Origin of the sequence: Aquaspirillum sp. LM1, assembly GCF_002002905.1 — a bacterium.
GTDB lineage: Bacteria > Pseudomonadota > Gammaproteobacteria > Burkholderiales > Aquaspirillaceae > Rivihabitans.
Genome location: NZ_CP019509.1, coordinates 2,731,173 through 2,756,490 on the forward strand (window position 1 = coordinate 2,731,173; position 25,318 = coordinate 2,756,490).

9 protein-coding genes are annotated in these 25,318 nt (G+C 58.7%); 5 read left to right on the plus strand and 4 right to left on the minus strand.

Annotated elements, in window-relative coordinates:
* Positions 1-12: 12 nt before the first annotated feature.
* Both BXU06_RS11720 and BXU06_RS11725 read right to left on the minus strand, forming a co-directional pair.
* Complete coding sequence (locus BXU06_RS11720; RefSeq protein ID WP_077299734.1) at positions 13-1,956, minus strand: saccharopine dehydrogenase NADP-binding domain-containing protein; 1,944 nt, start codon at positions 1,954-1,956, stop codon at positions 13-15.
* Positions 1,953-3,110 carry a saccharopine dehydrogenase NADP-binding domain-containing protein gene (locus BXU06_RS11725; protein ID WP_077299736.1) on the minus strand — a complete coding sequence of 386 codons (1,158 nt, stop codon included), beginning with the start codon at positions 3,108-3,110 and terminating at the stop codon, positions 1,953-1,955. The genes BXU06_RS11720 and BXU06_RS11725 overlap by 4 nt, the downstream gene beginning before the upstream one ends.
* A 438-nt stretch (positions 3,111-3,548) precedes the next feature.
* Here BXU06_RS11725 and BXU06_RS11730 point away from each other — a divergent pair, with 438 nt between their 5' ends.
* Positions 3,549-4,778 (plus strand): MFS transporter, encoded by a 1,230-nt coding sequence (locus BXU06_RS11730; protein ID WP_077299738.1) that lies wholly within the window; start codon positions 3,549-3,551, stop codon positions 4,776-4,778.
* Positions 4,779-4,794: 16 nt separating this feature from the next.
* Here BXU06_RS11730 and BXU06_RS11735 read toward each other — a convergent pair whose 3' ends face one another.
* Positions 4,795-5,763, minus strand: coding sequence for a 4'-phosphopantetheinyl transferase (locus tag BXU06_RS11735; protein WP_150125185.1), 969 nt, complete (start codon positions 5,761-5,763; stop codon positions 4,795-4,797).
* A gap of 215 nt (positions 5,764-5,978) precedes the next feature.
* Between BXU06_RS11735 and BXU06_RS18495 the strand changes: the two genes are divergently transcribed.
* From BXU06_RS18495 to BXU06_RS11755, 4 genes are all read left to right on the plus strand, one after another.
* The gene (locus BXU06_RS18495; protein WP_077299742.1) at positions 5,979-8,987 is read left to right on the plus strand and encodes a salicylate synthase; all 3,009 of its coding nucleotides are present in this window, start codon (positions 5,979-5,981) and stop codon (positions 8,985-8,987) included.
* Between the two features lie 68 nt (positions 8,988-9,055).
* Positions 9,056-18,709, plus strand: a complete 9,654-nt coding sequence (locus BXU06_RS11745; RefSeq protein ID WP_171982207.1) for a non-ribosomal peptide synthetase — start codon at positions 9,056-9,058, stop codon at positions 18,707-18,709.
* Positions 18,706-23,292 carry a non-ribosomal peptide synthetase gene (locus BXU06_RS11750; RefSeq protein WP_077299746.1) on the plus strand — a complete coding sequence of 1,529 codons (4,587 nt, stop codon included), beginning with the start codon at positions 18,706-18,708 and terminating at the stop codon, positions 23,290-23,292. The genes BXU06_RS11745 and BXU06_RS11750 overlap by 4 nt, the downstream gene beginning before the upstream one ends.
* 68 nt (positions 23,293-23,360) lie before the next feature.
* Positions 23,361-24,098: a thioesterase II family protein gene (locus BXU06_RS11755; protein WP_171982208.1), complete on the plus strand. Its 738-nt coding sequence runs from the start codon at positions 23,361-23,363 to the stop codon at positions 24,096-24,098.
* A gap of 164 nt (positions 24,099-24,262) precedes the next feature.
* Here BXU06_RS11755 and BXU06_RS11760 read toward each other — a convergent pair whose 3' ends face one another.
* Positions 24,263-25,315 (minus strand): hypothetical protein, encoded by a 1,053-nt coding sequence (locus BXU06_RS11760; protein ID WP_150125186.1) that lies wholly within the window; start codon positions 25,313-25,315, stop codon positions 24,263-24,265.
* Between the last annotated feature and the right edge of the window lie 3 nt (positions 25,316-25,318).

A 25,318-nucleotide genomic window follows, 5' to 3' on the forward strand; every position in this document is an offset into this window, starting at 1 on the left:
CGCTTATTCGCCCTATCCATCCCACTTTTGCGACACCCTCGGCAAGCCGGAGCTTGCTGCCTCCTGGGTCAACGAGTGTGATGGCCAGACCATCTTGACTGTGGCATAGCCCGCCTCCCCGGTTTGCCAGTCAATATGCACGCCGCTGTTCCTGCTCATTTCCAACAGTGCAGCATGTTCCATGTCCCGAATCAGCGGGCTGAGCTCCGGGCAGCCCAATTCGGCAAACAAGCTGGCATAGAGGCAATGGCTCAGCGAAAACAGTACGCTGCCATCGTCGCGCTCACGCTCGACAAACGTCAGAACGCCATCCGCTTGATAGCTGTGCAGGAAAGCCCGCCAATATGCCAATACGCCCATTGCCGGATTTTCCAGCGTGGCCAGCAACTCGGCTGAAGGCCATAGCCAGTTCATTTCCATTGCCCCGGTATCTAAAAACATCTGGCGATACAAAGGTAGGGCCTGAGCCTGTCCCAGCACATCGCGCGCACTGCTGTAGCCAGCAGTAAACATGCTGATATCGCGGGTCAGCGGGGTATAAATGGCCGGACCCCGCTCGCGCACTTCAGCCAATTGGCGATGATGACGCTTCCAGCGCCACATGAAGCGGACAACAAAGCGGGCCAACCCCAGTGCGCCCAGCCGGGATTTGAGTGCGCGCCACAGAGCGGAGTCGAGTAAAAAAGTTTTTTGCAGCGGCATCATGCGTGGGTGCTGCACCGGCACGCTATACCAGTTCTGGCCAAAATGCGGCAACAAGCCAACCTCGCCCTGGCTCACCCGACTCCAGCCAAAATAACGCTGCTCACTGACCAAGGTAGCCAGGCTGGTGCGTTTGTAACACACCCCGTAGCTGGCAAGATCCTGTGTCAGCCACTGCCTGACGCTGGCAGGTAGGGTTTCCATCGAAAATACCCCAGCAGTGGCTGGCAGAGCTTGCGCCAGATAGGCATCAATCAGGGCGCAGGCGGTCAGCGCGGTCAGATCGTAAGACGAAATCACGCCATGTAGCACTAGCCCACGTTCGGGCGAATCGTCGGGGTACACCCAGACGCAGGTATCCGGGTCGGCGTCTTTGCGCTGCTTCATCGATTGTCCGCTGCGATAAAACATGCCAGCAAAAAAATCGCGCTGACGTGGGCTCAGACGCCAGCGCGCCAGTGTGCGGGCAAAGCGTTGCGTGAGGTACTGCACATGAAAACGGCTATCGAGATCGCGAATGGACTGAGCCTGGCGTGCGGCTAACGCAGCCAGCCCAGCGGCTTCCGGGCTGGAGTAGGGAATCAGTTCCAGCGCTTGGGCATGCCCCGGAAATTGAAACAGATGACGGCCATCACGCCAAGGCGTGGGAGCCGATTGCAGACGGTTGTCAAACCAGCCAGTGCAGCGACTGGAAAAATTGTCCAGCATGGCATACGGACTGGTTTTGCCACCGCCATAACCCGCCCCCATGTACAAACGGCAACGGTAAACGCCTGCGCTGGAGGCATGTTCGTCAGCCAGTTCCATCAGCATCAGTGATGACAAGCCTGGTGACAGCCCCATGCCAGTATAAATGCGCCGGCCTGCCGCGCAGGCCTGATCATGTAGCGCGTATACGCTTTGTGCGACATGGAGGTTATCGTTGATATCGACGCAATCCGCCCCGGCCTGCATGCACAAAGTGTGGATGCGCGCACCAAACGCTTCGGTTGGTCCCATGGCCAGCACCACCAGCGAATAGCCACGGAAGACGTGTCCGACCAGCTCTGGCCGGGTCAGATCCAGAGGCACATGCAAAATATCTGCCGGCAGCAGCCCGGCAGCAGCGGCAGTGCGCGAGGCATAGTGCAGGCGTAATTCCGGATGGCGGCGGCGCAAGGCATGCAGGATACGCCTGCCAGTTTCACCGGTACCCCCTACGACTAGAATGGTGTAACCAGAAGATGTAGCAAGAGAAGCAGAAGTATCCGTCATGGTGCAACTCCAGCAGTGGCAGGGTGGGGATAGCAGGTACTGGACAGGCTTTCAATCACACCAGCCTGCTGCAATAGTGCAAAAAACGCACTTGCCGGCACAGCCTCATGCAGCATTTGCACACCCGGCGCAGGCCGGTTGCCTGGTTCCAGTAGGTAACGGGCAGTAATTCCCAGCGTGACGCCAGTGGCTTGATAGGTATCCGCGACCATCAAATCACCAGTGAGACGTTCGCCGGTACGCAGTTTGGCCTCGACATGAATGGCATACAGTGGCGTACGGGTGCGCATGTCGTGCGCGGACGCCCGCGCCATCCAGCAGGCAGCCCGCGCCGTGCCGGCAGGCGTTCGGTACATGCGTAAGACCTTGGCCACCAGACCTACCATTGCCGCACGCGGCCCCAGATTGGCACCATACACTTTCAGACTATCCAACTGCAGTTGACGCCCCAGTCGACGCAGCTCTGCTGAATAAATCAGCATGGTGTTCTGTGAGCCCAAGGGGGCAGGAAATTCAGCGCGGGAAGCCGCTCGGCGCAGCCGCACCGGGCACAATGTGTCGTGCTTAAGGTAGCAAAAACCATGCTCCTGACCAAAATCACCTAGGCCATGGATAATGTCCCATGCCGAGCTTTCGCTCCAGGCATCCCGCCCCACGTAGTACACCGACAAAGCCTCAGTGTGATGACTGGCCTGATGTTGTTCCAGGACATGCAATGGGAAAATCCCGGACAAGCCCGGCAATAGCCCGACATTGATCACCAGAGGCACGGGGGCTGCCTCACGGGTTTGTCGGTGCTCCAGATGCTGCAATAAAGGGTCGTAGCCGCCGGCATCCACCAGAGGGACCCCAGCGGCCCAGCAAGCATCAGCCACCCTACTTCCCACCACGCCAGAAGGTCCCAGGCAGGAAACCACAAGGTCGACTTCAGCGCAGGCGCGCATCAGTGCCTCGGGCTGGAAGGCATCCAGCGTCAGGCAGCGCACACGGGCGCACTGTTCGGCAGTCCAGGCCTCAGGCAGCGGGCGCGGCGTACGCGCAACCAGCGTCAGAGCGTAACGACTGTGAGTCAGCAGGTAGTGCGCCACCTCGCTACCAACACGACCAAATCCACCCAGAATCATGATCCGGGCGGAAAAATGAGCTTCACGCATGGGCTAAAGTCACCTGTAATGCAAAGCATCATCTGAACTGGCACGGCAAACGCCCATAAGTTGAGAGAAGGGACGAAGGCGCGGCAAATGCAAGATGACGCTGTCTAGAGTTGTTGAAGCAGGCGGGCTGAGACAGCAAGGCGACCAGCCAGGCCTAGTGCGATAAAAATGACTGCCGATCGCGCCATCACCATTGCGGCATTGGCAAAGGAATGTGCTTGTGGCCAGCCCATCATCAAATAATAACAATTATCAGTCCACCCAAAGACGGCAAGTGTTGCCCGCTTCGGGAATTTTTTCCGCCACAGATAAAAAACTCCCGATCAGGGGAGGGGCTGACATCAACGGGTGGCACACTTCCTCACCCACCGGCTATTTTGTTTGTTGACCAACGGCATTGCCGGGGGTGTGTTTTTCTCAAACCTGTCTGGATTGCCCATGTCGTCTCGCTCGGCTTCTTCTTTATTGCTACCCTTGCTGGCTGCCCTGTACACCATGCAAGGCATGAATGTGGGCCTGGCGTTTGATGCGTATCCGGTGTTATTGCGCCATGCCGGGGTATCGCTGGAAACACTGTCCTTGTTGCCACTCGCCAGTCTGCCCTGGATTGTGAAATTTCTGTGGGCACCTCTGCTGGATAACTATTGGTCACCCCGGTTTGGCCGGCGCAAGAGCTGGATCATCCCTGCACAGTGCTTGCAGGGCTGCTTACTGGTGGTAATTGCCTTGCTACCTTTCAACACAGCCACCACTTCCATTCTGATGGTGGTGATTTTTGTTTCCTGCATGGTGGGCAGCACTCAAGACATTGCTACCGACGGGTTAGCCGCCGATCTGTCGCATGGCAAAACCCTGGTGAATGCCAATGCCGTGCAGGTAGGAGGACTGGCAGGCGGTATGCTGCTGGGTGGGCCGGGGGTATTGATGTGTTCGGAAGTGCTGGACAAAACTCAGGCCATTCTGCTGATGGCTGGTTTGGTCTGGGCTACAGTCGGCTGGCTGCTGCTGTGGTCAGAGCCTGCCGGACCACGCATTTCGCGCTCGCCGGCCCGTCTGCGGAAAACCTGGGAACGCAAGGGATTTATGCCTTTGTTCGCGCTGGCTTTGTTTGCGCCACTGGCCGGATCTATTCTATACAACCTGGTACGCATGATTTTGCTGGATGGTGGCCTGTCGATAAGCGAGGTTGGGGTACTCACCGGTATTGAGGGCTATGGCAGCGTGCTGATGGGAAGTGTGCTGGCGTCGTGGCTGCTGCTGCATGGACGATTGTTCTGGATGTTTCTGGTAGCCAGCGTACTGGTGTTGCTGGCCAGTCTGGGCTGGCTACTGTTGCTGCAACTCCCTGGTGCCTTGCACTCATGGTTACCGGTAGGATTGATTGCTACTACGGGACTAGGATTGGGCATCATCAATGTCAGTACATTCAAATTGCTGATGGACTATGTCCAGCGCGGAGATCAGGCGGCAACCGACTATGCCGTGTTTCAAAGCACGGGCTTGGGTTCGGACATCATGGCGTCGATGTTATCCACGGCAGTATCGGCTTGGCTGGGCTACACTGCTGGCGTGGCGCTCTCCACCCTGGCAGCCATCTGGCTGATCGTGGGTTGGTGGTTAATCGGGCGAGCATGGAGCATGCCAACACCACCTGAGGCCGTACACTGAGCCAAATCCCGCCTGTTCAGCCAGCTGGTGCATCCGGGTCGGGATGGACTAGCAAAGTGGTCAGGCGGATACCTGACCACTGATAACGCCCCCAGATCAATTGTCCGGCACGCCAGCGCGGGTGAATATCCTGCATCAGACGCAGACAAAACCAGCCCGCCTGCGCCGTCACCAGACGCGCCACCTGAAAATCCAGATAGCTGCGCACATCCGGAAACACTGCCTTGAACAGGCTTTCTTTGGCCGAAAACGCCAGCGTCAGCCAGCGTGCGGGATCTTCATCAGTGGGGCGCAGCTCTTGTTCTTGCGCATCCAGAATCATTTCTGCCAACGCTGGCTGCGCAGCATCATCGATCAAATCCTCCAAATCCACACCCAGCGCCAGCCTGTCGCCAATGTCATGCGCCACGGCAGCAATGGCATGCCCATGCCCACCTCGCCGGGTATGACTGATAGTGCCGCACACACCTACTGGCCAGCAGGGTTCCCGTTGCGCACCAACCGGCACAGACGTCCAGCCTCTCCCTGCTGCCAGCAGTGCATGTCCGGCACAGTAACGTCCAGCCAGAAACTCAGCCAGCCTGGCTGGTGCCGCACCGCGCAAAACGTCGGGCCGGGCAATATTGAGCAGGATAAACAGGTTCGGGTCAAAACGGGCAGGCTCAAAACGCGCTTCGCGCAGATGAATGCCAGCTGCCAGCAGAATGTCGCCAGACGTACGAATTGGTAGAGGGTGCAAGCAGGTGGCCAGAGCAGGCAGGTGATCAATGCCGAGTGCGTCCAGGCAGAACCGGTTGGGGTGGGGCATGGTGAACAGGTAATAAACGGAGCAGATGGCACACCACGCACAGACTACATGGCATGACGCCCGCCCACTACCCGTAAATGTCTGGAATCCCCCCGGAAAAGTTCTGTGCCAAGGCGATACCTGATGGAGATGGCAACAGGGCGCGGCACAACAGGAATCAACATAAAATAATGCCAAGAATTTATTTCACCGCACAACCTTAATTAAAAACCGGAATAGGGCGTTATCAGCCGGATTGGGGTGGCTATGGCGGGTGGGAGTCTCCTACATTTCAACATGTAATGATTATCAATAACCAATAAGCTCACGATCTATCGCCGATGCCAGCCAGAATGCCTCCTGCTCAGGCTGGGCAGGCCGATCAGCTTGTCAGCCACGGACAAGGCCCCACCATGGACGAGTATGCATTTATTCCGTTTCCTCCCGAGCATGTTCAACGCTACCAGCAGGCAGGTTACTGGCAACAGCAGACGCTAGGCCAGCAACTGCGCGACTGGGCCAGCCGGTTTGCCTCGCGCATTGCCGTGGTGGATGGTGAACAGCGCATCAGTTATCAAGCGCTGGATCAGCAAGTTGACCGCTTGAGCGCCAGCCTGCATGCGCTTGGAATTACCCAGGGCGACCGGGTGCTGGTGCAACTGCCCAACAGCCTGGCGTTTGTCAGCGTATGTTTTGCCCTGTTCCGTCTGGGTGCCTGGCCGATTCTGGCCATGCCATCGCAACGCAGCCATGATATCCAGGCGCTGTGTCATCTGGCTGAACCGGTGGCATATATTGCTCCGACCCGTTTTCTTGGCTTTGATTATCGCCCCTTGGCGGACGAGGTCAGTGCCCAGCATCCAGCCGTGCAGGTGTTCTTGCTCGATGCCGGACTTGACCCATTTTCCTGCTTTGCTCCCGCGCCGCCAGCTGCAGCAGATTGGCCTGAACCTGACCCATTTTCACCGGCCCTGCTCTTGCTTTCTGGCGGCACAACAGGCACCCCAAAGCTGATTCCGCGCACCCATGCCGACTATCTGTACAACGCGCAAACTATGGCGCAGTGTAGTGGAGTCAATTCACAGACGGTATACCTGGCCGCCCTGCCGGTTGCCCATAACTTCCCCTTGTCTTGCCCCGGCCTGCTGGGAGTCTGGCAAGCAGGCGGCTGCGTCGTCATGGCGCGCACGCCAGGTTTTGATGAGACATTTCCGCTGATCGCCCGCGAGCGGGTTACTTTGACAGCGCTGGTGCCGCCATTGGTCCAACTATGGGTCAGTGCTCGCGAATGGGACAATAGCGATCTGTCCAGCCTGGAAGTGCTGCAAGTCGGTGGCTCCCGGCTAGATCGCGGGCTAGCCGCGGCCATCACACCAGCGCTGGGTTGCCAGTTGCAACAAGTGTTTGGTATGGCCGAAGGGCTGATTTGTTGCACCCGACTGAATGACCCACTCCAGCAGGTGCTTCATACCCAGGGCCGGGCAATTTCACCACTGGATGAAGTGCGGATTGTTGACCCGGACACGGGCCTTCCGGTGCAGGAAGGTGAATGCGGAGAATTGCAGGTTCGCGGCCCTTACACTATCCAGGGCTATTACCGCGCCGCTGCGCACAATGCGCTGAGTTTCACTGCCGATGGCTTTTATCGTTCCGGCGACTGGGTGTGGCGCACGCCTGAAGGTAATCTGGTAGTGGAAGGGCGCATCAAGGAGCAAATCAACCGAGCGGGTGAAAAAATTGCCAGCGCCGAAGTAGAAGATGCGTTGAGTGGTTACCCTGGCATGAGCCAGTGCACGCTAGTTGGCGTCGCTGACGACAGCCTAGGTGAGCGCAGTTGCCTGTGTATGATTGCCGATGGCGAACCACCCTCACTGGGCGAAATCCAGCATGCACTGCAGGCCAAAGGTTTTCCCCGTTACAAGCAGCCAGATCAGTTGCTGTGCGTCAGATCTTGGCCACTGACGTCGGTGGGCAAGATTGACAAGCGCCAGTTGGCGCAATGGGCAACCCAGGCCTACGCTCAACCACAGGGCACTCCACCTGGCTACCACGAAATCGACTGCCCGATTGACAGTGATGTCTGGTCGTTGGCCACTCAATTGGCCAGCACCACCATGGCCAACACCTATGTGCTGTACGAACAGGGTGACACCTGCCTGCTTGCCCTGGATACGGCGGCCACCCTGACGGCCCTCCCCGATGTAGTGATGTATCAGCAGGCGGGAGAATCATGGCGCTACCCTGGCCCGCCCAGCCCTGAACAGCTCCATGCCGTATGCCAGCGCATTCCGTTGCGCGATTGGCGCCTCTATGGGTTAGGTCAGTTCGAACTGGCACATCTGTTCCATCAAACCGGCGTGGCGCTGGACCCCATGCAGCCTTTGCTGCAGTTGTTCATTCCCCAGCATGAGTTGCGAATCTCGCCAGGGTCAGTGCTGATTCGCAGCCTGGATGCTGATGCACTACCCATGCTGCAGCAGTGGGTGCAACGCAGTCAGACCACGTTGCGCAACCCGCAAGATACAGCGGTATCACCACTGGTGCTTGCCGAGGTATCCAGCCAGAACGCCGAGCATTACCAGCAGCAAGTTGCCAAGGCTGTTGCTGATATCCAGGCCGGAAATTACCAGAAAATCATCCTGTCCAGACAAGTCAGCGTGCCCGTGCCTGTTGATCTACCGGCCAGTTATCGGCTGGGGCGCCAGCACAATACCCCGGCACGTTCTTTTTTGGTGCAACTGCCCTCCGTACAGCTACTGGGCTTCAGTCCAGAAACGGTCGTGGAAGTCAGTGCCCAGCGGCAAGTGAGCACCCAGCCGTTGGCCGGAACCCGCTCACTGGGCCGAGACGCCCAGCACGAAGCAGAACTGCGTAAGGAACTGCTCAACGACACCAAGGAAATTGCCGAGCACGCCGTCTCAGTCAAGCTGGCTTGCGAGGAACTGGGCAGCATCTGCATCGAAGGTTCAGTGCATGTGCCCCAATTCATGCAGGTGTTGCGCCGAGGATCGGTACAACACCTAGCCTCGCGGGTGCATGGCCAGTTGCGCGATGAACTGAGCGCCTGGCATGCCTTTGCCGCACTGTTTCCTGCCGTGACAGCATCCGGCATTCCCAAGCAGCCGTCACTGCGCGCCATTGCCCAGTATGAAGGCCAGCCACGTGGCGCATACAGCGGCTGCATCATGCATCTTGACGCCAATGGCACGCTAGACGCTGCCTTGGTTTTACGAAGCCTGTATCAACAAAATGGTCACTGCTGGTTACAGGCCGGTGCCGGTATCGTCGACCAGTCTCGTCCAGCGCGTGAGCTGGAAGAAACCATTGAAAAACTCAGTTGTATTGCCCGTTATCTGGTGGCGCGCCCTACTCATCACGCCGCAGGCAGTGATTTTTCTTGCGAGATCTCGACATGTCAGTAACCTCCCACCCATCTCATTCCTCTCTGCCCAGTCCGCATGACTGGACGTTGGCGTCACTACGCGCCTATGTGCAATCGTGGCTTCCAGCCAGCCATCCCGGCCTGGAAGTGCAAGATAATCTGATTGAGCAAGGGCTGGACTCGCTGCACATCATGCGCATGGTCAGCCAATGGCGTAAAACTGGGCTCGCCCTGACCTTTGCGGCGCTGATTGAACAGCCATCCCTGCAAGCCTGGCTGGCACTGATCCAGCATGCTGCCCAGCAGCCTTCCTTGCCAGCACTTGCAACTGTTAGCATGGCAACAGCCGATCGCCAAACACCATTTGACCTGACCGATGTGCAATACAGCTACTGGGTAGGCCGAGGAGATGAACAGTGGCTAGGTGGCGTGGGCTGCCACGCCTACCTAGAAATTGACGGACAGTGGCTGAATGCTGAACGGCTGAATCAGGCATGGCACACCCTGCTTGTCCACCACCCCATGTTGCGAGCTCGGTTTACTGCCGAAGGCCAGCAGTGGATCCCTGACACCGTTGCACCACCACAACTGGAAATCAACGACCTGCAGGCGCTGGATTTGCAGGCGTGCGAGCACGCGCTGGGTCTTGTTCGCAACCGTCTGTCACACCGTCGACTTGATGTCACCCAAGGGCAGGTGATGGGGCTCACCCTGAGCTTGTTGCCCGATGGTCACTGCCGGCTGCATCTGGATATTGACTTGCTGGTGGCCGATGTCCAAAGCCTAAATATCGTCTTGCGCGACCTGGCCCGAGCCTATTCTGGCAAGGACTTGTCCAGCAATCCAGACTGGCACTTTGGCCACTACCTGCGACACGAACGCCAACAGTCATCAAACAGCCAGGCCATGGCTTATTGGCATGCACGGCTAGACAATTTACCGCTGGGTCCCAGCTTGCCCACCTGCACCACAGCCGAGCAGACCCCCCCCACCTTCATCCGCCGTCAGATGACCCTGTCTCCAGAACAATGGAGCCATCTGCGCCAACAAGCGGCCAGCTTGCGAGTCACCCCGGCCATGACGCTGGCGGCAATCTACGCCGAAGTGCTGGCCCGCTGGAGCCATGACAGCCACTTTGTGCTGAACGTCCCCCTGTTTGACCGCAATACCGCCCATGCCGGAATCGAAGAAGTGGTCGCCGACTTCACTAACCTACTGCTACTCGAATGTGATTGCCGCACCCCGGCCAGCTTTGCCCAGCGCGTGATTCGCCTACAACAGCAATTCCATCAGGATGTCGCCCACGCCAGCTACAGTGCCGTGCGGGTACAGCGCGACTTGGCGCGCGTACGTCACACCGAGGGGGTTGTGGCCCCCGTGGTGTTTGCCTGCAATCTGGGCACTCCACTGCTCGATCCAGCTACCCAGGCCACCCTCGGGTGCCTGCACCACATGATTTCGCAAACCCCACAGGTCTGGCTCGACCACCAAATCTACGAGCTGGATCAAGGTTTACTCCTCGCTTGGGACAGCGTGGACAGCCTGTTCCCGGAAGGGCTGATCGACGATATGTTTGCGGCCTACAGCCAACTGATCACTGCACTGGCTAATCCGCACACGAACTGGCATGCCCCGCTCACCCTGCCGCTGCCATCCGCTCAACAACAGGCACGCAACCAGGTCAATCACAGCTATCACGAGTACCGGCCACGGACGCTGCACCTGCCCATCTTCCAGCAGGCCGTGCAGCATCCCGAGCGTATTGCCTTGCACGCACCAGAGCAGGATGTCAGCTATGGCCAATTGGCCGACCAGGCCCACCGTATCGCACGCCTGCTGATCGACGCCGGCGTGCAGCCGACGGATCGGGTGGCAGTGTCCATGCCACGCGGCGTCGGCCAGGTGGCTGCTGTTCTCGGAGTGCTGGCCGCTGGCGGCTGCTATGTCCCCGTCTCGCCCACCCAACCACTGGCACGACAAGCCCGAATTCATGCCACGGCCAGTATTCGTCATGCCCTGGTAGCAGATTTGCCGCTGATGCCGGTGCCAGACTGCCAGTATCTGACGCTGGATCAGGCTAGCCAGTGCGCACCACTGACCACGCCTTTGGCCGTATCACCTGAGCAGTTGGCCTACATCATCTTTACGTCGGGATCCACGGGTGAGCCCAAGGGGGTGGAGGTCACCCATCAGGCGGCCACCAATACGCTGGATGCACTGCAGCGACGCTATGCGATTAGCTCGGCGGATTGCGGCCTGGCAGTTTCAGCGCTGGATTTTGATTTGTCCGTGTATGACATCTTTGGCTTGCTGGGGGTGGGAGGACGTTTGGTGGTGCTGGATGAGGCCGAGCGTCGTGATGCATTGCGCTGGTCGCAGGCGGTACAGCGCCATCAGGTGACGCTATGGAACAGTGTGCCGGTTCTGCTGGATATGCTGCTGATTGCCAGCCAGGGGACGTTGCTTCCCTTGCGGCATGCCATGGTGTCTGGCGACTGGATCGGTCTGGATTTACCTGAGCGTCTGGCGCAGGCCACACAGGGCCAGGCTCAACTGATTGCCATGGGAGGGGCAACCGAAGCAGCCATTTGGTCGAATGTGTTTGATGTGACGCTGCCTTTGCCGGCGCATTGGGTATCGATTCCCTATGGCTATCCCCTGGACAATCAGTGTTACCGAGTGGTGGATCCACTGGGGATGGATTGCCCTGATTGGGTGGCTGGTGAGTTGTGGATCGGTGGTACAGGTCTGGCACGAGGGTATTGTGCCGACCCGGCGTTGACGGCACAAAAGTTTGTGACCGATGCCCAGGGGCAACGCTGGTATCGGACGGGTGACCGGGGTCGTTACTGGCCTGGTGGTGTACTGGAGTTTCTGGGTCGGCAGGATCATCAGGTGAAAGTGCGAGGCCACCGGATTGAGCTGGGCGAGATTGAAAGCGCACTGATCAAGTTGCCGGGTGTGACGCGAGCGGTGGCATTGACGCTGGGACAGCCTCCGGTACTGGCTGCGGCGCTGCAGGTCAGTGAGGCGCTGACGGTGGCAGAGGTGCAGGCGGGTTTGCGCCAGTGGGTGCCGGAATACATGATGCCCAGCCAGTGGCTGCTGCTGGAGGCATTGCCGTTAAGTGGCAATGGCAAGGTGGACCGCAAGCAGTTGCAGGATTTGCTGGCAGCGCAGGGGGCGATGCAGGAATTGGAGGGTGAAGCACCATTGCCTGGGGTAGAGGCCAGCGTGGCGGCTATCTGGCAACAGGTGTTGAAGCTGGAATCCATTCATCGCCATGATAGTTTCTTTGCATTAGGCGGCGACAGCTTGCTGGCCACACAGGTGGTGGCAGCCTTGCGCCAGGAGGGACTGGAGGCAGATCAGCCGCTGCGCTGGCTGTTTGCCCAACCGGTGCTGGCAGGGTTTGCCGCTGGCCTGCGCCAGAGCGAATCCAGACAGTGCGTTCGCCAGATTGAACCGGCCCCACAGGTGCGGCACTTGCCGTTTCCGCTGACAGAAGTGCAGCGGGCCTACTGGATGGGGCAGTCGCCGGGCTTGCCATTGAATTGTGGCACGCATTATCTGGTGGAGCTGGATGGCAGCGAACTGGATCTGGCGCGACTGGGGAAGGCATGGGACCAATTGGTGGCCCGGCATGAGATGCTGCGGGCAGAGGTACTGGCTGATGGGCAGCAGCGTATCCGATCGGAGTTGCCTCCCGTCAGCCTGCAAACCCTTGAGGTTCCCGAGCATGCCAGCGCCGAGATGGCACAGGCCTGCCTACATGCACAATGGATTATGCGCCGACACATGAGTGTTCTGGAACATGCGCCGTTACAGCATATTTACGTAGCGCCTTACGCCGGCACGCGTTATCGGATCGGTGTGTTCTTCAACTACCTGACACTGGATGGTTTCAGCATCAAACTGATCTTGCAGCAATGGGCACAGATCTATACCGCATCAACGCAAGCATGGCCGGCGCTAACATTGTCATTCCGCGACTATGTCAATCAGGTGCAGCCGGACGAACAGGCCATGGCCAGAGCACAAGCCTACTGGCGCGAACGGTTGGCCGACTTGCCGCCCGCCCCGGCACTACCGCTGGCACGTGACCCGGCCTCCCTGGAGGCACCCGAGTTTTGCCGGCGCAGCATGCGTTTGTCAGCCTCTAACTGGACAACATTGCGCGCACGCTGCCGCGAACATAATCTGACGCCATCCATCCTATTGCTATTTGCCTACAGCCAGATTTTGGCGCAATGGAGCGGCAACCGTCCACTAACCGTCAACCTGACCTTGTTTGACCGTCAACCGGCACATCCCGAAGTCATGGATATCGCCGGTGATTTTACCTCGCTAACACCCGTGGTCTGCCAACCGGCCAGCGCACTGCCGGTATTGACGCAGTTACAGCAGTTACAAGATACGCTGGCTAGTGCGCTAGAGCATCGCGAATGCTCGTCGATCTGGGTACAGCGCGAACGCGCCAGAACGCTTGGCCCACAAGCAGCAGCGCTGCCTGTGGTGTTCACCAGCACGCTAGGCATGGGAGATGGCCTGTTTGAGCACACGCCGCCAGGCTTCCCTGAATTTGTCAGTGGTGGTTTGTCCGAAACGCCACAAGTCTGGCTTGATCATCAGCTCTACGAATTCAATGGCGAACTGGAGTTGTCATGGGACGCCGTGGATGCCTTGTTTCCTGACGGTATGCTGGATGCGATGTTTACCGCCTATCGCACCTTACTCGAACAATTACAGGAGAGTAACTGGCATGCCCCGCTCACCCTGCCGCTGCCATCCGCTCAACAACAGGCACGCAACCAGGTCAATCACAGCCATCACGAGTACCGGCCACGGACGCTGCACCTGCCCATCTTCCAGCAGGCCGTGCAGCATCCCGAGCGTATTGCCTTGCACGCACCAGAGCAGGATGTCAGCTATGGCCAATTGGCTGACCAGGCCCACCGTATCGCACGCCTGCTGATCGACGCCGGCGTGCAGCCGACGGATCGGGTGGCAGTGTCCATGCCACGCGGCGTCGGCCAGGTGGCTGCTGTTCTCGGAGTGCTGGCCGCTGGCGGCTGCTATGTCCCCGTCTCGCCCACCCAACCACTGGCACGACAAGCCCGAATTCATGCCACGGCCAGTATTCGTCATGCCCTGGTAGCAGATTTGCCGCTGACGCCGGTGCCAGACTGCCAGTATCTGACGCTGGATCAGGCTAGCCAGTGCGCACCACTGACCACGCCTTTGGCCGTATCACCTGAGCAGTTGGCCTACATCATCTTTACGTCGGGATCCACGGGTGAGCCCAAGGGGGTGGAGGTCACCCATCAGGCGGCCACCAATACGCTGGATGCACTGCAGCGACGCTATGCGATTAGCTCGGCGGATTGCGGCCTGGCAGTTTCAGCGCTGGATTTTGATTTGTCCGTGTATGACATCTTTGGCTTGCTGGGGGTGGGAGGACGTTTGGTGGTGCTGGATGAGGCCGAGCGTCGTGATGCATTGCGCTGGTCGCAGGCGGTACAGCGCCATCAGGTGACGCTATGGAACAGTGTGCCGGTTCTGCTGGATATGCTGCTGATTGCCAGCCAGGGGACGTTGCTTCCCTTGCGGCATGCCATGGTGTCTGGCGACTGGATCGGTCTGGATTTACCTGAGCGTCTGGCGCAGGCCACACAGGGCCAGGCTCAACTGATTGCCATGGGAGGGGCAACCGAAGCAGCCATTTGGTCGAATGTGTTTGATGTGACGCTGCCTTTGCCGGCGCATTGGGTATCGATTCCCTATGGCTATCCCCTGGACAATCAGTGTTACCGAGTGGTGGATCCACTGGGGATGGATTGCCCTGATTGGGTGGCTGGTGAGTTGTGGATCGGTGGTACAGGTCTGGCACAAGGGTATTGTGCCGACCCGGCGTTGACGGCACAAAAGTTTGTGACCGATGCCCAGGGGCAACGCTGGTATCGGACGGGTGACCGGGGTCGTTACTGGCCTGGTGGTGTACTGGAGTTTCTGGGTCGGCAGGATCATCAGGTGAAAGTGCGAGGCCACCGGATTGAGCTGGGCGAGATTGAAAGCGCACTGATCAAGTTGCCGGGTGTGACGCGAGCGGTGGCATTGACGCTGGGACAGCCTCCGGTACTGGCTGCGGCGCTGCAGGTCAGTGAGGCGCTGACGGTGGCAGAGGTGCAGGCGGGTTTGCGCCAGTGGGTGCCGGAATACATGCTGCCCAGCCAGTGGCTGCTGCTGGAGGCATTGCCGTTAAGTGGCAATGGCAAGGTGGACCGCAAGCAGTTGCAGGATTTGCTGGCAGCGCAGGGGGCGATGCAGGAATTGGAGGGTGAAGCACCATTGCCTGGGGTAGAGGCCAGCGTGGCGGCTATCTGGCAACAGGTGTTGAAGCTGGAATCCATTCATCGCCATGATAGTTTCTTTGCATTGGGCGGCGACAGCTTGCTGGCCACACAGGTGGTGGCAGCCTTGCGCCAGGAGGGACTGGAGGCAGATCAGCCGCTGCGCTGGCTGTTTGCCCAACCGGTGCTGGCAGGGTTTGCCGCTGGCCTGCGCCAGAGCGAATCCAGACAGTGCGTTCGCCAGATTGAACCGGCCCCACAGGTGCGACACTTGCCGTTTCCGCTGACAGAAGTGCAGCGGGCCTACTGGATGGGGCAGTCGCCGGGCTTGCCATTGAATTGTGGCACGCATTATCTGGTGGAGCTGGATGGCAGCGAACTGGATCTGGCGCGACTGGGGAAGGCATGGGACCAATTGGTGGCCCGGCATGAGATGCTGCGGGCAGAGGTGCTGGCTGATGGGCAGCAGCGCATCCGATCGGAGTTGCCTCCCGTCATCATCCAGGTTTCACAGCATGACAGCTTGCCCCAGGCGCAGGCGTACATCCAGCAACGCTGGCAGGCTATGGCAAATGCGCCAACAGATACCGCCACATGCCACATGTACGCTTGCTACTATGCACAGCGTTGCCGACTGGCAGTGGTGCTGGATTACATGATGCTGGATGGTTTCAGTATCAAGCTGTTGCTGAATGAGTGGGCGAGCCTCTATCAGCAACCAGAGATGATGTGGCCAGCGCTGACATTGTCATTCCGTGACTATGTCAGTCAGGTGCAGCCGGACGAACAGGCCATGGCCAGAGCACAAGCCTACTGGCGCGAACGGTTGGCCGACTTGCCGCCCGCCCCGGCACTACCGCTGGCACGTGACCCGGCCACACTCAAGCATCCGGTATTTTCCCGCAGGACAATCACCCTTCCTGCCCCACACTGGCAAGCATTGCGTGAATCAGCGCCGCGCGAGGGGTTGACCCCATCCATGCTGGTGTTGCTGGTTTATGCCGAAGTACTCAGCCGCTGGAGTGGCAACCAGGCGATCACGCTGAATATGACGGTGTTTGACCGCCCACCAGTACACGCCGAAATGACCCGGATTGTGGGTGATTTCACATCTCTGGTCCCGGTAGCGTATCAACCCGCCGAAACTGCCAGCACCTTGAGTCAGGCGCACGCCTTGCAGCAAACCGTGGCCGATGCGCTGGAGCATCGCGAGTGCTCGTCGATCTGGGTACAGCGCGAACAGGCCCGTCACAGTGGGCTTACATCGGCAGCGCTGCCTGTGGTGTTCACCAGCACGCTGGGTATGGCCGACGACCTATTTGACCAGCCTGTATCCGGTTTTCCTGAGCTGGTAAGCGGTGGAGTCTCGGAAACGCCACAGGTCTGGCTTGACCACCAGATGTACGAGCACCGTGGTGCCTTGTTGATCAGTTGGGATGCAGTGGACGCGTTGTTCCCGGAAGGCGTGCTGGATGCGATGTTTGCCAGTCTCAGCGATACACTGATGCAATGGCAGGCGCATGACTGGCATGCCCCGCTCACCCTGCCGCTGCCATCCGCTCAACAACAGGCACGCAACCAGGTCAATCACAGCCATCACGAGTACCGGCCACGGACGCTGCACCTGCCCATCTTCCAGCAGGCCGTGCAGCATCCCGAGCGTATTGCCTTGCACGCACCAGAGCAGGATGTCAGCTATGGCCAATTGGCCGACCAGGCCCACCGTATCGCACGCCTGCTGATCGACGCCGGCGTGCAGCCAACGGATCGGGTGGCAGTGTCCATGCCACGCGGCGTCGGCCAGGTGGCTGCTGTTCTCGGAGTGCTGGCCGCTGGCGGCTGCTATGTCCCCGTCTCGCCCACCCAACCACTGGCACGACAAGCCCGAATTCATGCCACGGCCAGTATTCGTCATGCCCTGGTAGCAGATTTGCCGCTGATGCCGGTGCCAGACTGCCAGTATCTGACGCTGGATCAGGCTAGCCAGTGCGCACCACTGACCACGCCTTTGGCCGTATCACCTGAGCAGTTGGCCTACATCATCTTTACGTCGGGATCCACGGGTGAGCCCAAGGGGGTGGAGGTCACCCATCAGGCGGCCACCAATACGCTGGATGCACTGCAGCGACGCTATGCGATTAGCTCGGCGGATTGCGGCCTGGCAGTTTCAGCGCTGGATTTTGATTTGTCCGTGTATGACATCTTTGGCTTGCTGGGGGTGGGAGGACGTTTGGTGGTGCTGGATGAGGCCGAGCGTCGTGATGCATTGCGCTGGTCGCAGGCGGTACAGCGCCATCAGGTGACGCTATGGAACAGTGTGCCGGTTCTGCTGGATATGCTGCTGATTGCCAGCCAGGGGACGTTGCTTCCCTTGCGGCATGCCATGGTGTCTGGCGACTGGATCGGTCTGGATTTACCTGAGCGTCTGGCGCAGGCCACACAGGGCCAGGCTCAACTGATTGCCATGGGAGGGGCAACCGAAGCAGCCATTTGGTCGAATGTGTTTGATGTGACGCTGCCTTTGCCGGCGCATTGGGTATCGATTCCCTATGGCTATCCCCTGGACAATCAGTGTTACCGAGTGGTGGATCCACTGGGGATGGATTGCCCTGATTGGGTGGCTGGTGAGTTGTGGATCGGTGGTACAGGTCTGGCACAAGGGTATTGTGCCGACCCGGCGTTGACGGCACAAAAGTTTGTGACCGATGCCCAGGGGCAACGCTGGTATCGGACGGGTGACCGGGGTCGTTACTGGCCTGGTGGTGTACTGGAGTTTCTGGGTCGGCAGGATCATCAGGTGAAAGTGCGAGGCCACCGGATTGAGCTGGGCGAGATTGAAAGCGCACTGATCAAGTTGCCGGGTGTGACGCGAGCGGTGGCATTGACGCTGGGACAGCCTCCGGTACTGGCTGCGGCGCTGCAGGTCAGTGAGGCGCTGACGGTGGCAGAGGTGCAGGCGGGTTTGCGCCAATGGGTGCCGGAATACATGCTGCCCAGCCAGTGGCTGCTGCTGGAGGCATTGCCGTTAAGTGGCAATGGCAAGGTGGACCGCAAGCAGTTGCAGGATTTGCTGGCAGCGCAGGGGGCGATGCAGGAATTGGAGGGTGAAGCACCATGCGACGCTCTGGAGCAACAGGTGGCAGAAGTCTGGCAACGGGTGCTGTCTGTTTCTGCGCCGTTCCGTGATGATGATTTTTTCCTGAAGGGCGGCGACAGCCTGACGGCCACCCGACTGGTGCAATTGCTGCATACCGAACGCATCAGTCCGCTACCAATTCCACTGCGCACCTTGTTTTCGGCGTCTACGCTGGCAGCGCTGAGCGAGGTCATTCGCGAGCAATGGCAGAGCCTTGGTGGAGACAAACGCCAGCTCAGCGATGCATGCACGGTTTATGAGGAAGGATCTGTATGAAAATTTCAACTTTGCTGGCCGAACTGTCTTCCCTGGGAGTGACCTTGTGGGCCGAAGGTGGGCAACTGCGTTTCAAGGCAGCGGCGGGTGTACTGACCGACGCGCTGCGGGAGCGGCTACGCGAGCATAAGGAGGCATTGCTGGCGCATTTATGCGCACGCGATGCGTTGACCCGGCATGATGAGGCTGGACGCTATCTGCCGTTTGAAGTGACCGACTTGCAGCTGGCCTACCTGGTGGGGCGCAATAGCGCTTACGAACTGGGTGGGGTTGGCTGCCACAGCTATATCGAATTGCGCTTGCCTGAGCTTGATCCGGATCGTCTGGCCTGGGCATGGCGGCAACTGGTTGAGCGCCATGACATGTTGCGGGCGGTATTTTTGCCAGATGCCCGTCAACAGGTCCAGCGCGAGGTCACCTTACCTGCGTTGCAAGTAGCCAACTGGCGCGGCCTGAACAATGAGGAACAAACCCGCCGCTGGACAGCGCTGCGCAACGAAATGTCGCACCGCTGCTATGAGCCCCAGCGCTGGCCTCTATTCGACGTGCGTCTGAGCCAGCTGGATGCCGGTGCTATCCTACATTTTTCTATTGATTTGCTGATTGCTGACTTTGCCAGCATCCAGATTCTGCTGGGCGAACTGGCCCAGTTATGTGAGCACCCAGAGCAGCCGCTCCCCGCATTGCCACTGACCTTTCGCGATGTGATGCGCGCACGCCAGGCACAACAACACGATCCTGTCAGACAAGAGCGTCGCGAAGCAGACCAGCAGTATTGGTCTGAGCGTCTTGCACACATGCCTGGCGCACCTGAGCTGCCACTGCTGCCACGCCGCCAGGGGATGTCGGAAATCCCCGTGCGCTTTACCCGACTGGGCTTTCATTTACCAGCGGCGCAATGGCGAGTACTGTCCGCCAGAGCCAATGCGCAACGACTGACCCCTTCCAGCGTGGTGCTGGCTGCATTTGCCGAGGTGGTCAGCCGTTGGTCACGTCGCCCGGCCTTTTGTCTCAACCTGACCTTGCTCAACCGGTCAGCGGACTACCCCCATATCCGTGATGTGGTAGGTGATTTTATTGCGGTTAATGTGCTGGCCGTCGATCCAGATGCCAATCTGGGGTTTGTCCAACGGGCCAGCCAATTGCAGCAGCGTCTGTGGGAAGACATGGAACATGCCGAATTCAATGGCATTGATGTACTGCGTGAGCTAAGTCAGCGCCAGGCGGGTAAGGTGCTGGCACCCGTGGTATACACCAGCACGCTGGGAGTGAGCGATGCGCGCTTGCAGCAGCAGGGTTTCATGGCTGATTCTGAATTGGTGTTCGGAATCACCCAGACACCACAGGTGTGGCTGGATTGCCAGACCACCGAGCGCAAGGGCGACCTGGTAGTGGAGTGGGACATTCGCCAGGGGGTGTTTCTGCCTGGTGTGATGGAACAGGCATTTGCAGCGCTGGAGCATTTGCTGAATGAATTAGCGAATGACGATACGCTCTGGCAGTCGCGTTCCCCGGTCAGCTTGTCTGCCGAGACGCTGGCGCGGCGCGAACAAGTCAACCACACCCACGCCCCTCTGGAGCCGCGCTTTTTACACACGGGGTTTTGTCAGCGGGCCTTGAGTCAGCCCGATTCTCTGGCGATTGCCGCCAGTGATGCCAACCCCAGTTATCTGGAACTGGCAGACTGGGCATTGCGTGTGCGCCAGTTGCTGGCTGACGCGGCTTGCCCGCCAGGCGCGCGCGTGGCGATTGTGGCAGAAAAAAGTGCCGGGCAGATTGCCGCCATTCTTGGTGTGCTCTGCCATGAGTGCAGCTATGTGCCAATTGAACCCGATCAGCCGAAGGCACGGCGGCAGCGCATTCTGGAAGACGCTGGCGTAACTTATCTACTGGCACCCCGCACGCTGACAGACCCCGTACCGGCAGATTGCCAGCGGCTGGATTTACCGAACTTCATACCACTGGGCGAACACCGCAATCAGGTGATGGCAGATGTCGCTGTCACGCTTGCCCAGCAGCTACACACCCTGGATGACAGCCACGATCGCACGGCGTATATCCTGTTTACTTCAGGCACTACTGGGCGGCCAAAGGGGGTGATGCTCAGCCATATGGCGGCCTGGAACACGGTAGCAGACATCAATCGCCGCTTTGCCGTAGCGGCGGACGACCGGGTGCTCGGGCTGGCCAGCTTCAGCTTTGATCTGTCGGTATGGGATATTTTTGGTGCGCTTTCGGCAGGGGCTGCGCTGATTCTGCCCGACGCCAGCCAACGCAGCGACCCGGAACACTGGGTCACGCTGATTGAAGCACACGCCGTCAGCCTGTGGAATTCGGTGCCAGCGCAAATGCAAATGCTGTCGACTTGGCTGGAATGGCTGCCAGAACGGCAGTTGAGCTCCCTGCGCACGGTAATGCTGTCCGGTGACTGGATTCCGCTACCACTGCCGGCACGCATCCGCCAGTGTTGCCCGGCAGCCCAGGTCATCAGCCTGGGTGGGCCAACCGAAACCGCCATCTGGTGCGTAAGCCACCCGATTGGTGATGTGCCAGATGATGCAGTAAGTATTCCCTATGGCACGCCACTGACCAATCATCGCATTCATGTGCTCAACACCCAACTGGAGATGTGCCCGGATGGAGTAGCAGGTGAAATGTATATCGGCGGCAGCGGGCTGGCGCAGGGCTATGTAGGTGATGAAGCACGCACCCGTGAACGTTTCATCCAGCATCCAGCCAGCGGCGAACGGCTGTACCGCTCGGGAGACATGGGACGTTGCCACGCTAATGGCGTGCTGGAAATCCTGGGCAGGGAAGATCATCAGGTCAAGATTCGCGGCTATCGTATCGAGTTGGGTGAGATCGAAGCCGCACTGGACAGCTTGCCGGGCATCCGTCGCGGCGTGGCCGGGGTATATGGCAATCCACCCAGCCTGGGTGCTGTGCTGGTTCCTGATAGCCCGGCATCGGCTGATGCCATGCCGGCATTGCTGGCCAGCTATCAACAGCAGTTGGCCCAGCAATTACCTGAATATATGTTGCCTCGCCCGCTGTTATTGCTGGATCACTTACCGGTCAGCAGCAATGGCAAAGTAGACCGGGCGGCAGTTGTCCGCGAGCTGATGATGCAGGAGGGGGGAGAACACGCCGTCGAGCCACCACATGACATTGCTCTCGAACAGGATCTAGCCAAGGCTTGGCAATCCGTGCTGGCGTGCCAGCAGATTAACCGTCAGGACGATTTTTTCCATAAAGGCGGCAGCAGCTTATCGGCCATTCAGTTGCTGAGCGCACTGCTGGCGCAAGGCTATCCGGCCACGATTGAGCTAATTTTCTCTCACCCTCGGTTTGCCAGCATGGCTGCTGCACTGGGCCAGGCTGACCATGCCAAGACACAATGGCTGGACGGCATTGACCTGACGGCAATGGCCCGGCAAGCCTTGATGCCGCTGGAAAACGCGCAACCATTGCCCTCCTCGCCGGCTGTCACGCCAACCGTGTTGCTGACAGGTGCGACCGGTTATTTGGGTAGCCACTTGCTGGCCACCTTGCTGCGGCATACAACTTGGTGCGTGGCATGCCTAGTGCGGGCACCCAATGCGACAGAGGGTCTGACCCGACTGCGGCAAGCCGCCATTGACAAGGGAGCGCCAGCCTGGCCAGCACATGCCGAGGAGCGCATCCGCGTGTATTGCGGTGCAGTTGATGAGGAATACCTAGGGCTGGAGCCCGCATGCTATACCGGATTGGCCACAGGAGTGGATTATATTTTACACAATGCATCCATGATTAATCTGATGGATCCGTTGAGCCAGCTCTTTCCGACCAATGTGCAGGGCGTGGCCAATATCATTGCCTTGGCAAGCCATGTCCGGGTCAAGCCGATTGCCTATATTTCCACCATTGCCATCCACCATGCTTTGCCTGAAGGTGCACCCGAACCTGTGGCGGAAGCCGTAGACATTGCTGACTGGAAAGGGTTGTCACTGACTTACGAGCAATCCAAAATCATGGCTGAAATCCTGCTTCGTCAGGCCCGGGCAGCCGGAGTGCCGGTCAATATCCTGCGGCCCTCCACCATTACCTGGGCCCAACAAGCGCAGCCATTCATCAATGATGATGCTTTCCTCAAGTTTTACCGGGCGTGTCTGTCAGTTCAGGCCTACCCACATGCCAGCCTGCAGGTAAACATGGTGCCAGTAGATTGGGTGGCGCAAGCGGTACTGGCGGTCATGCGTGATGCACCACTGGCAAACCACACCTGGCATTTGGTGTCTTCGGCCAGCGTGCCAGTGAATACGATTTATCAATGGCTGAACCAGTTAGGCAGCCATTTGGAGCCACTGTCATTTGATGACTGGAAACAACGCCTGACCGACACTTTTGTGTCTGGTTTTGTCAATCTGTACTTCAAGGATGGCATGGAAAATGGCGGACACCACCAGTATGGCTGCGAGCGCATGCAGGCATTACTCCAGGCACAGGGAATCAACTTGTTTACCGTCAGCCAGGCCTATTTTGCTCCGCTGCTTACACAATATCCTGGCCAGGCAAGTAGGAACCCGGCCCAGGAGCAGCCATGAGCGATTTACCATTGGCAGTTCCCAGGGTTCAGGTCACGCCTTGGTTGCGCACTTACCTGCCCAGACCAATGGCCCAGCTGCGTGTGGTATGCCTACCGCATGCCGGCGGCAGCGCCAGCTTCTTTCGTCGCTGGGCAGCGGAGTTGCCGACATCGGTAGAATTACTGGCAGTGCAGTATCCTGGACGTGAAGAACGGCTGAACGAACCCATGTATCAGCATATGGCTGACCTGGTGGGCGCACTTACCTTTGCCTTGGCGGCGCATCCTGGCTTGCGCCACACACCGTATGTGTTGTTTGGCCACAGCATGGGCGGGGCCGTGGCCTACGAGCTATCCCGACAGTTGCGTCGCGAAGGTTTACCTCAACCCGCACACTTGCTGCTCTCGGCCTGCGAATCACCGGCACGGCATCAGGGAGGCAGGCTGCATCATCAAGCTGACGCCGCCTTGCTGGCCGAAATTACCCGGCTGGGCAGTAGTCAGCTTGACTGGGCAGCGCACCCTGAGCTGGCACAACTGGTGCTCCCAGCCATGCGGAATGATTACCAAGTGATTGAAACTTGGCAAGCAGACCCGCTTCACCCGCAACTTGATATCCCGATTGATGTGCTGGTAGGCAGCGATGACCCAGAGCTGAGCGAAGCAGATGCACAAGATTGGTTGCGCTATACCTCCCGATCGTTCCGATTGAGTCGCTACCCTGGCGCACATTTTTACCTGATTGCGCAACAGGCAGCTGTGTGTGCGCACATCAACCGGGTTCTGGCACTGGTGGGGTTTGGCACAGGATCACACTTTCCCTGATGCTCAGGAAACACTGGGGAAATCGTTATTCCCGCGAAGGTTGGAATATAGGATGTTGATTTTGCCTGGTTTTTCTTTTGGCAAAAACGGTTTTTCTGAATAAATCAGAGTGTCTCTAGATGACGGGTAGGGCGGCTCACACCGCCTTACCCGATTTTTTTAGGCTAACCGATGTCTTGTCGGGACAACAAAGCCACATAATCGGCAATCCGGCGATTGTCATCGTCCGGACCAATCATCGGATAAAACGTCAAAAACAGCTGTTGCCCTGGCGACAGCACCGTGCAGATGACGGGTTTATTGTTCATCAATCCGCCCATTTCGTCTCTGGGCTGAGCATTAACTGCGCCCAGCATTTCAACAAAGCGAGTACCAGGCAGGGTATGGGGTGCTTTATTAAGTCGGTGATTGCTGACGCTGGTAATGGCATATGACACTGGGTCGTCCACTTTACCCACCCAACGCCGAGCAATAGCTGTTTCCAAAAAGCGGAACTGGCTCAGGTCAATCCGCTGCTGGCGACATTGACTAACGCGCGCTTCCACTTGCAGAGCCAACTCAGCCAGAGGCAAGCTGGCATCCAGGGTCAATGGCACATAGGCAATGTAATTGCCCAGATACTGCTTGCGCTGACGTGGCGACAGGATGTCGGCCAGCATGCGAAAGCTGATTCTGTCCGCTTTCGCATGCGGCAGTTTCTTGTGATGCAGATTCACTTGGCGCACGGCCTGAGCCACCAGGGCAGTGACCACGCTGTTGGGCGTCAATGCCGCGTGTTGCTGGCGACACTGGGCAATGCAGCTGCGCAAATCCACCCAGCGCATGATCGGTTCTCGCCGTGACTGACAATACGCCGGCAACTGAGTACGAATGCGTTCAAAAGGAATAGCATAGCCTCCGCCATCGGCCTGCTTGTGTCGCACCAACTGCCAGACATTGCGCACATGCCGGTGCCAGGGAAGCGGCAGCAGAGCGTGCTTGCTGCCCATTCGGTAAATGGCGTCACTGCCAGGGGTGGATAATTTCTTCGCCAGAGACAGCAACTGGGCCTGCTTCACAGTGTCACCATGCAAGCTGGCCAAATAGTGATCCATCACCATACCCCACAATACTTCGCTGCTGCGCGCATCACAATATGCATGGTCCATAACCTGAATCAACAAGCATGCTTCAGGCTGTCCTGGCTGTGCCGGCTGACGCACAATGATCAGCATCATCGG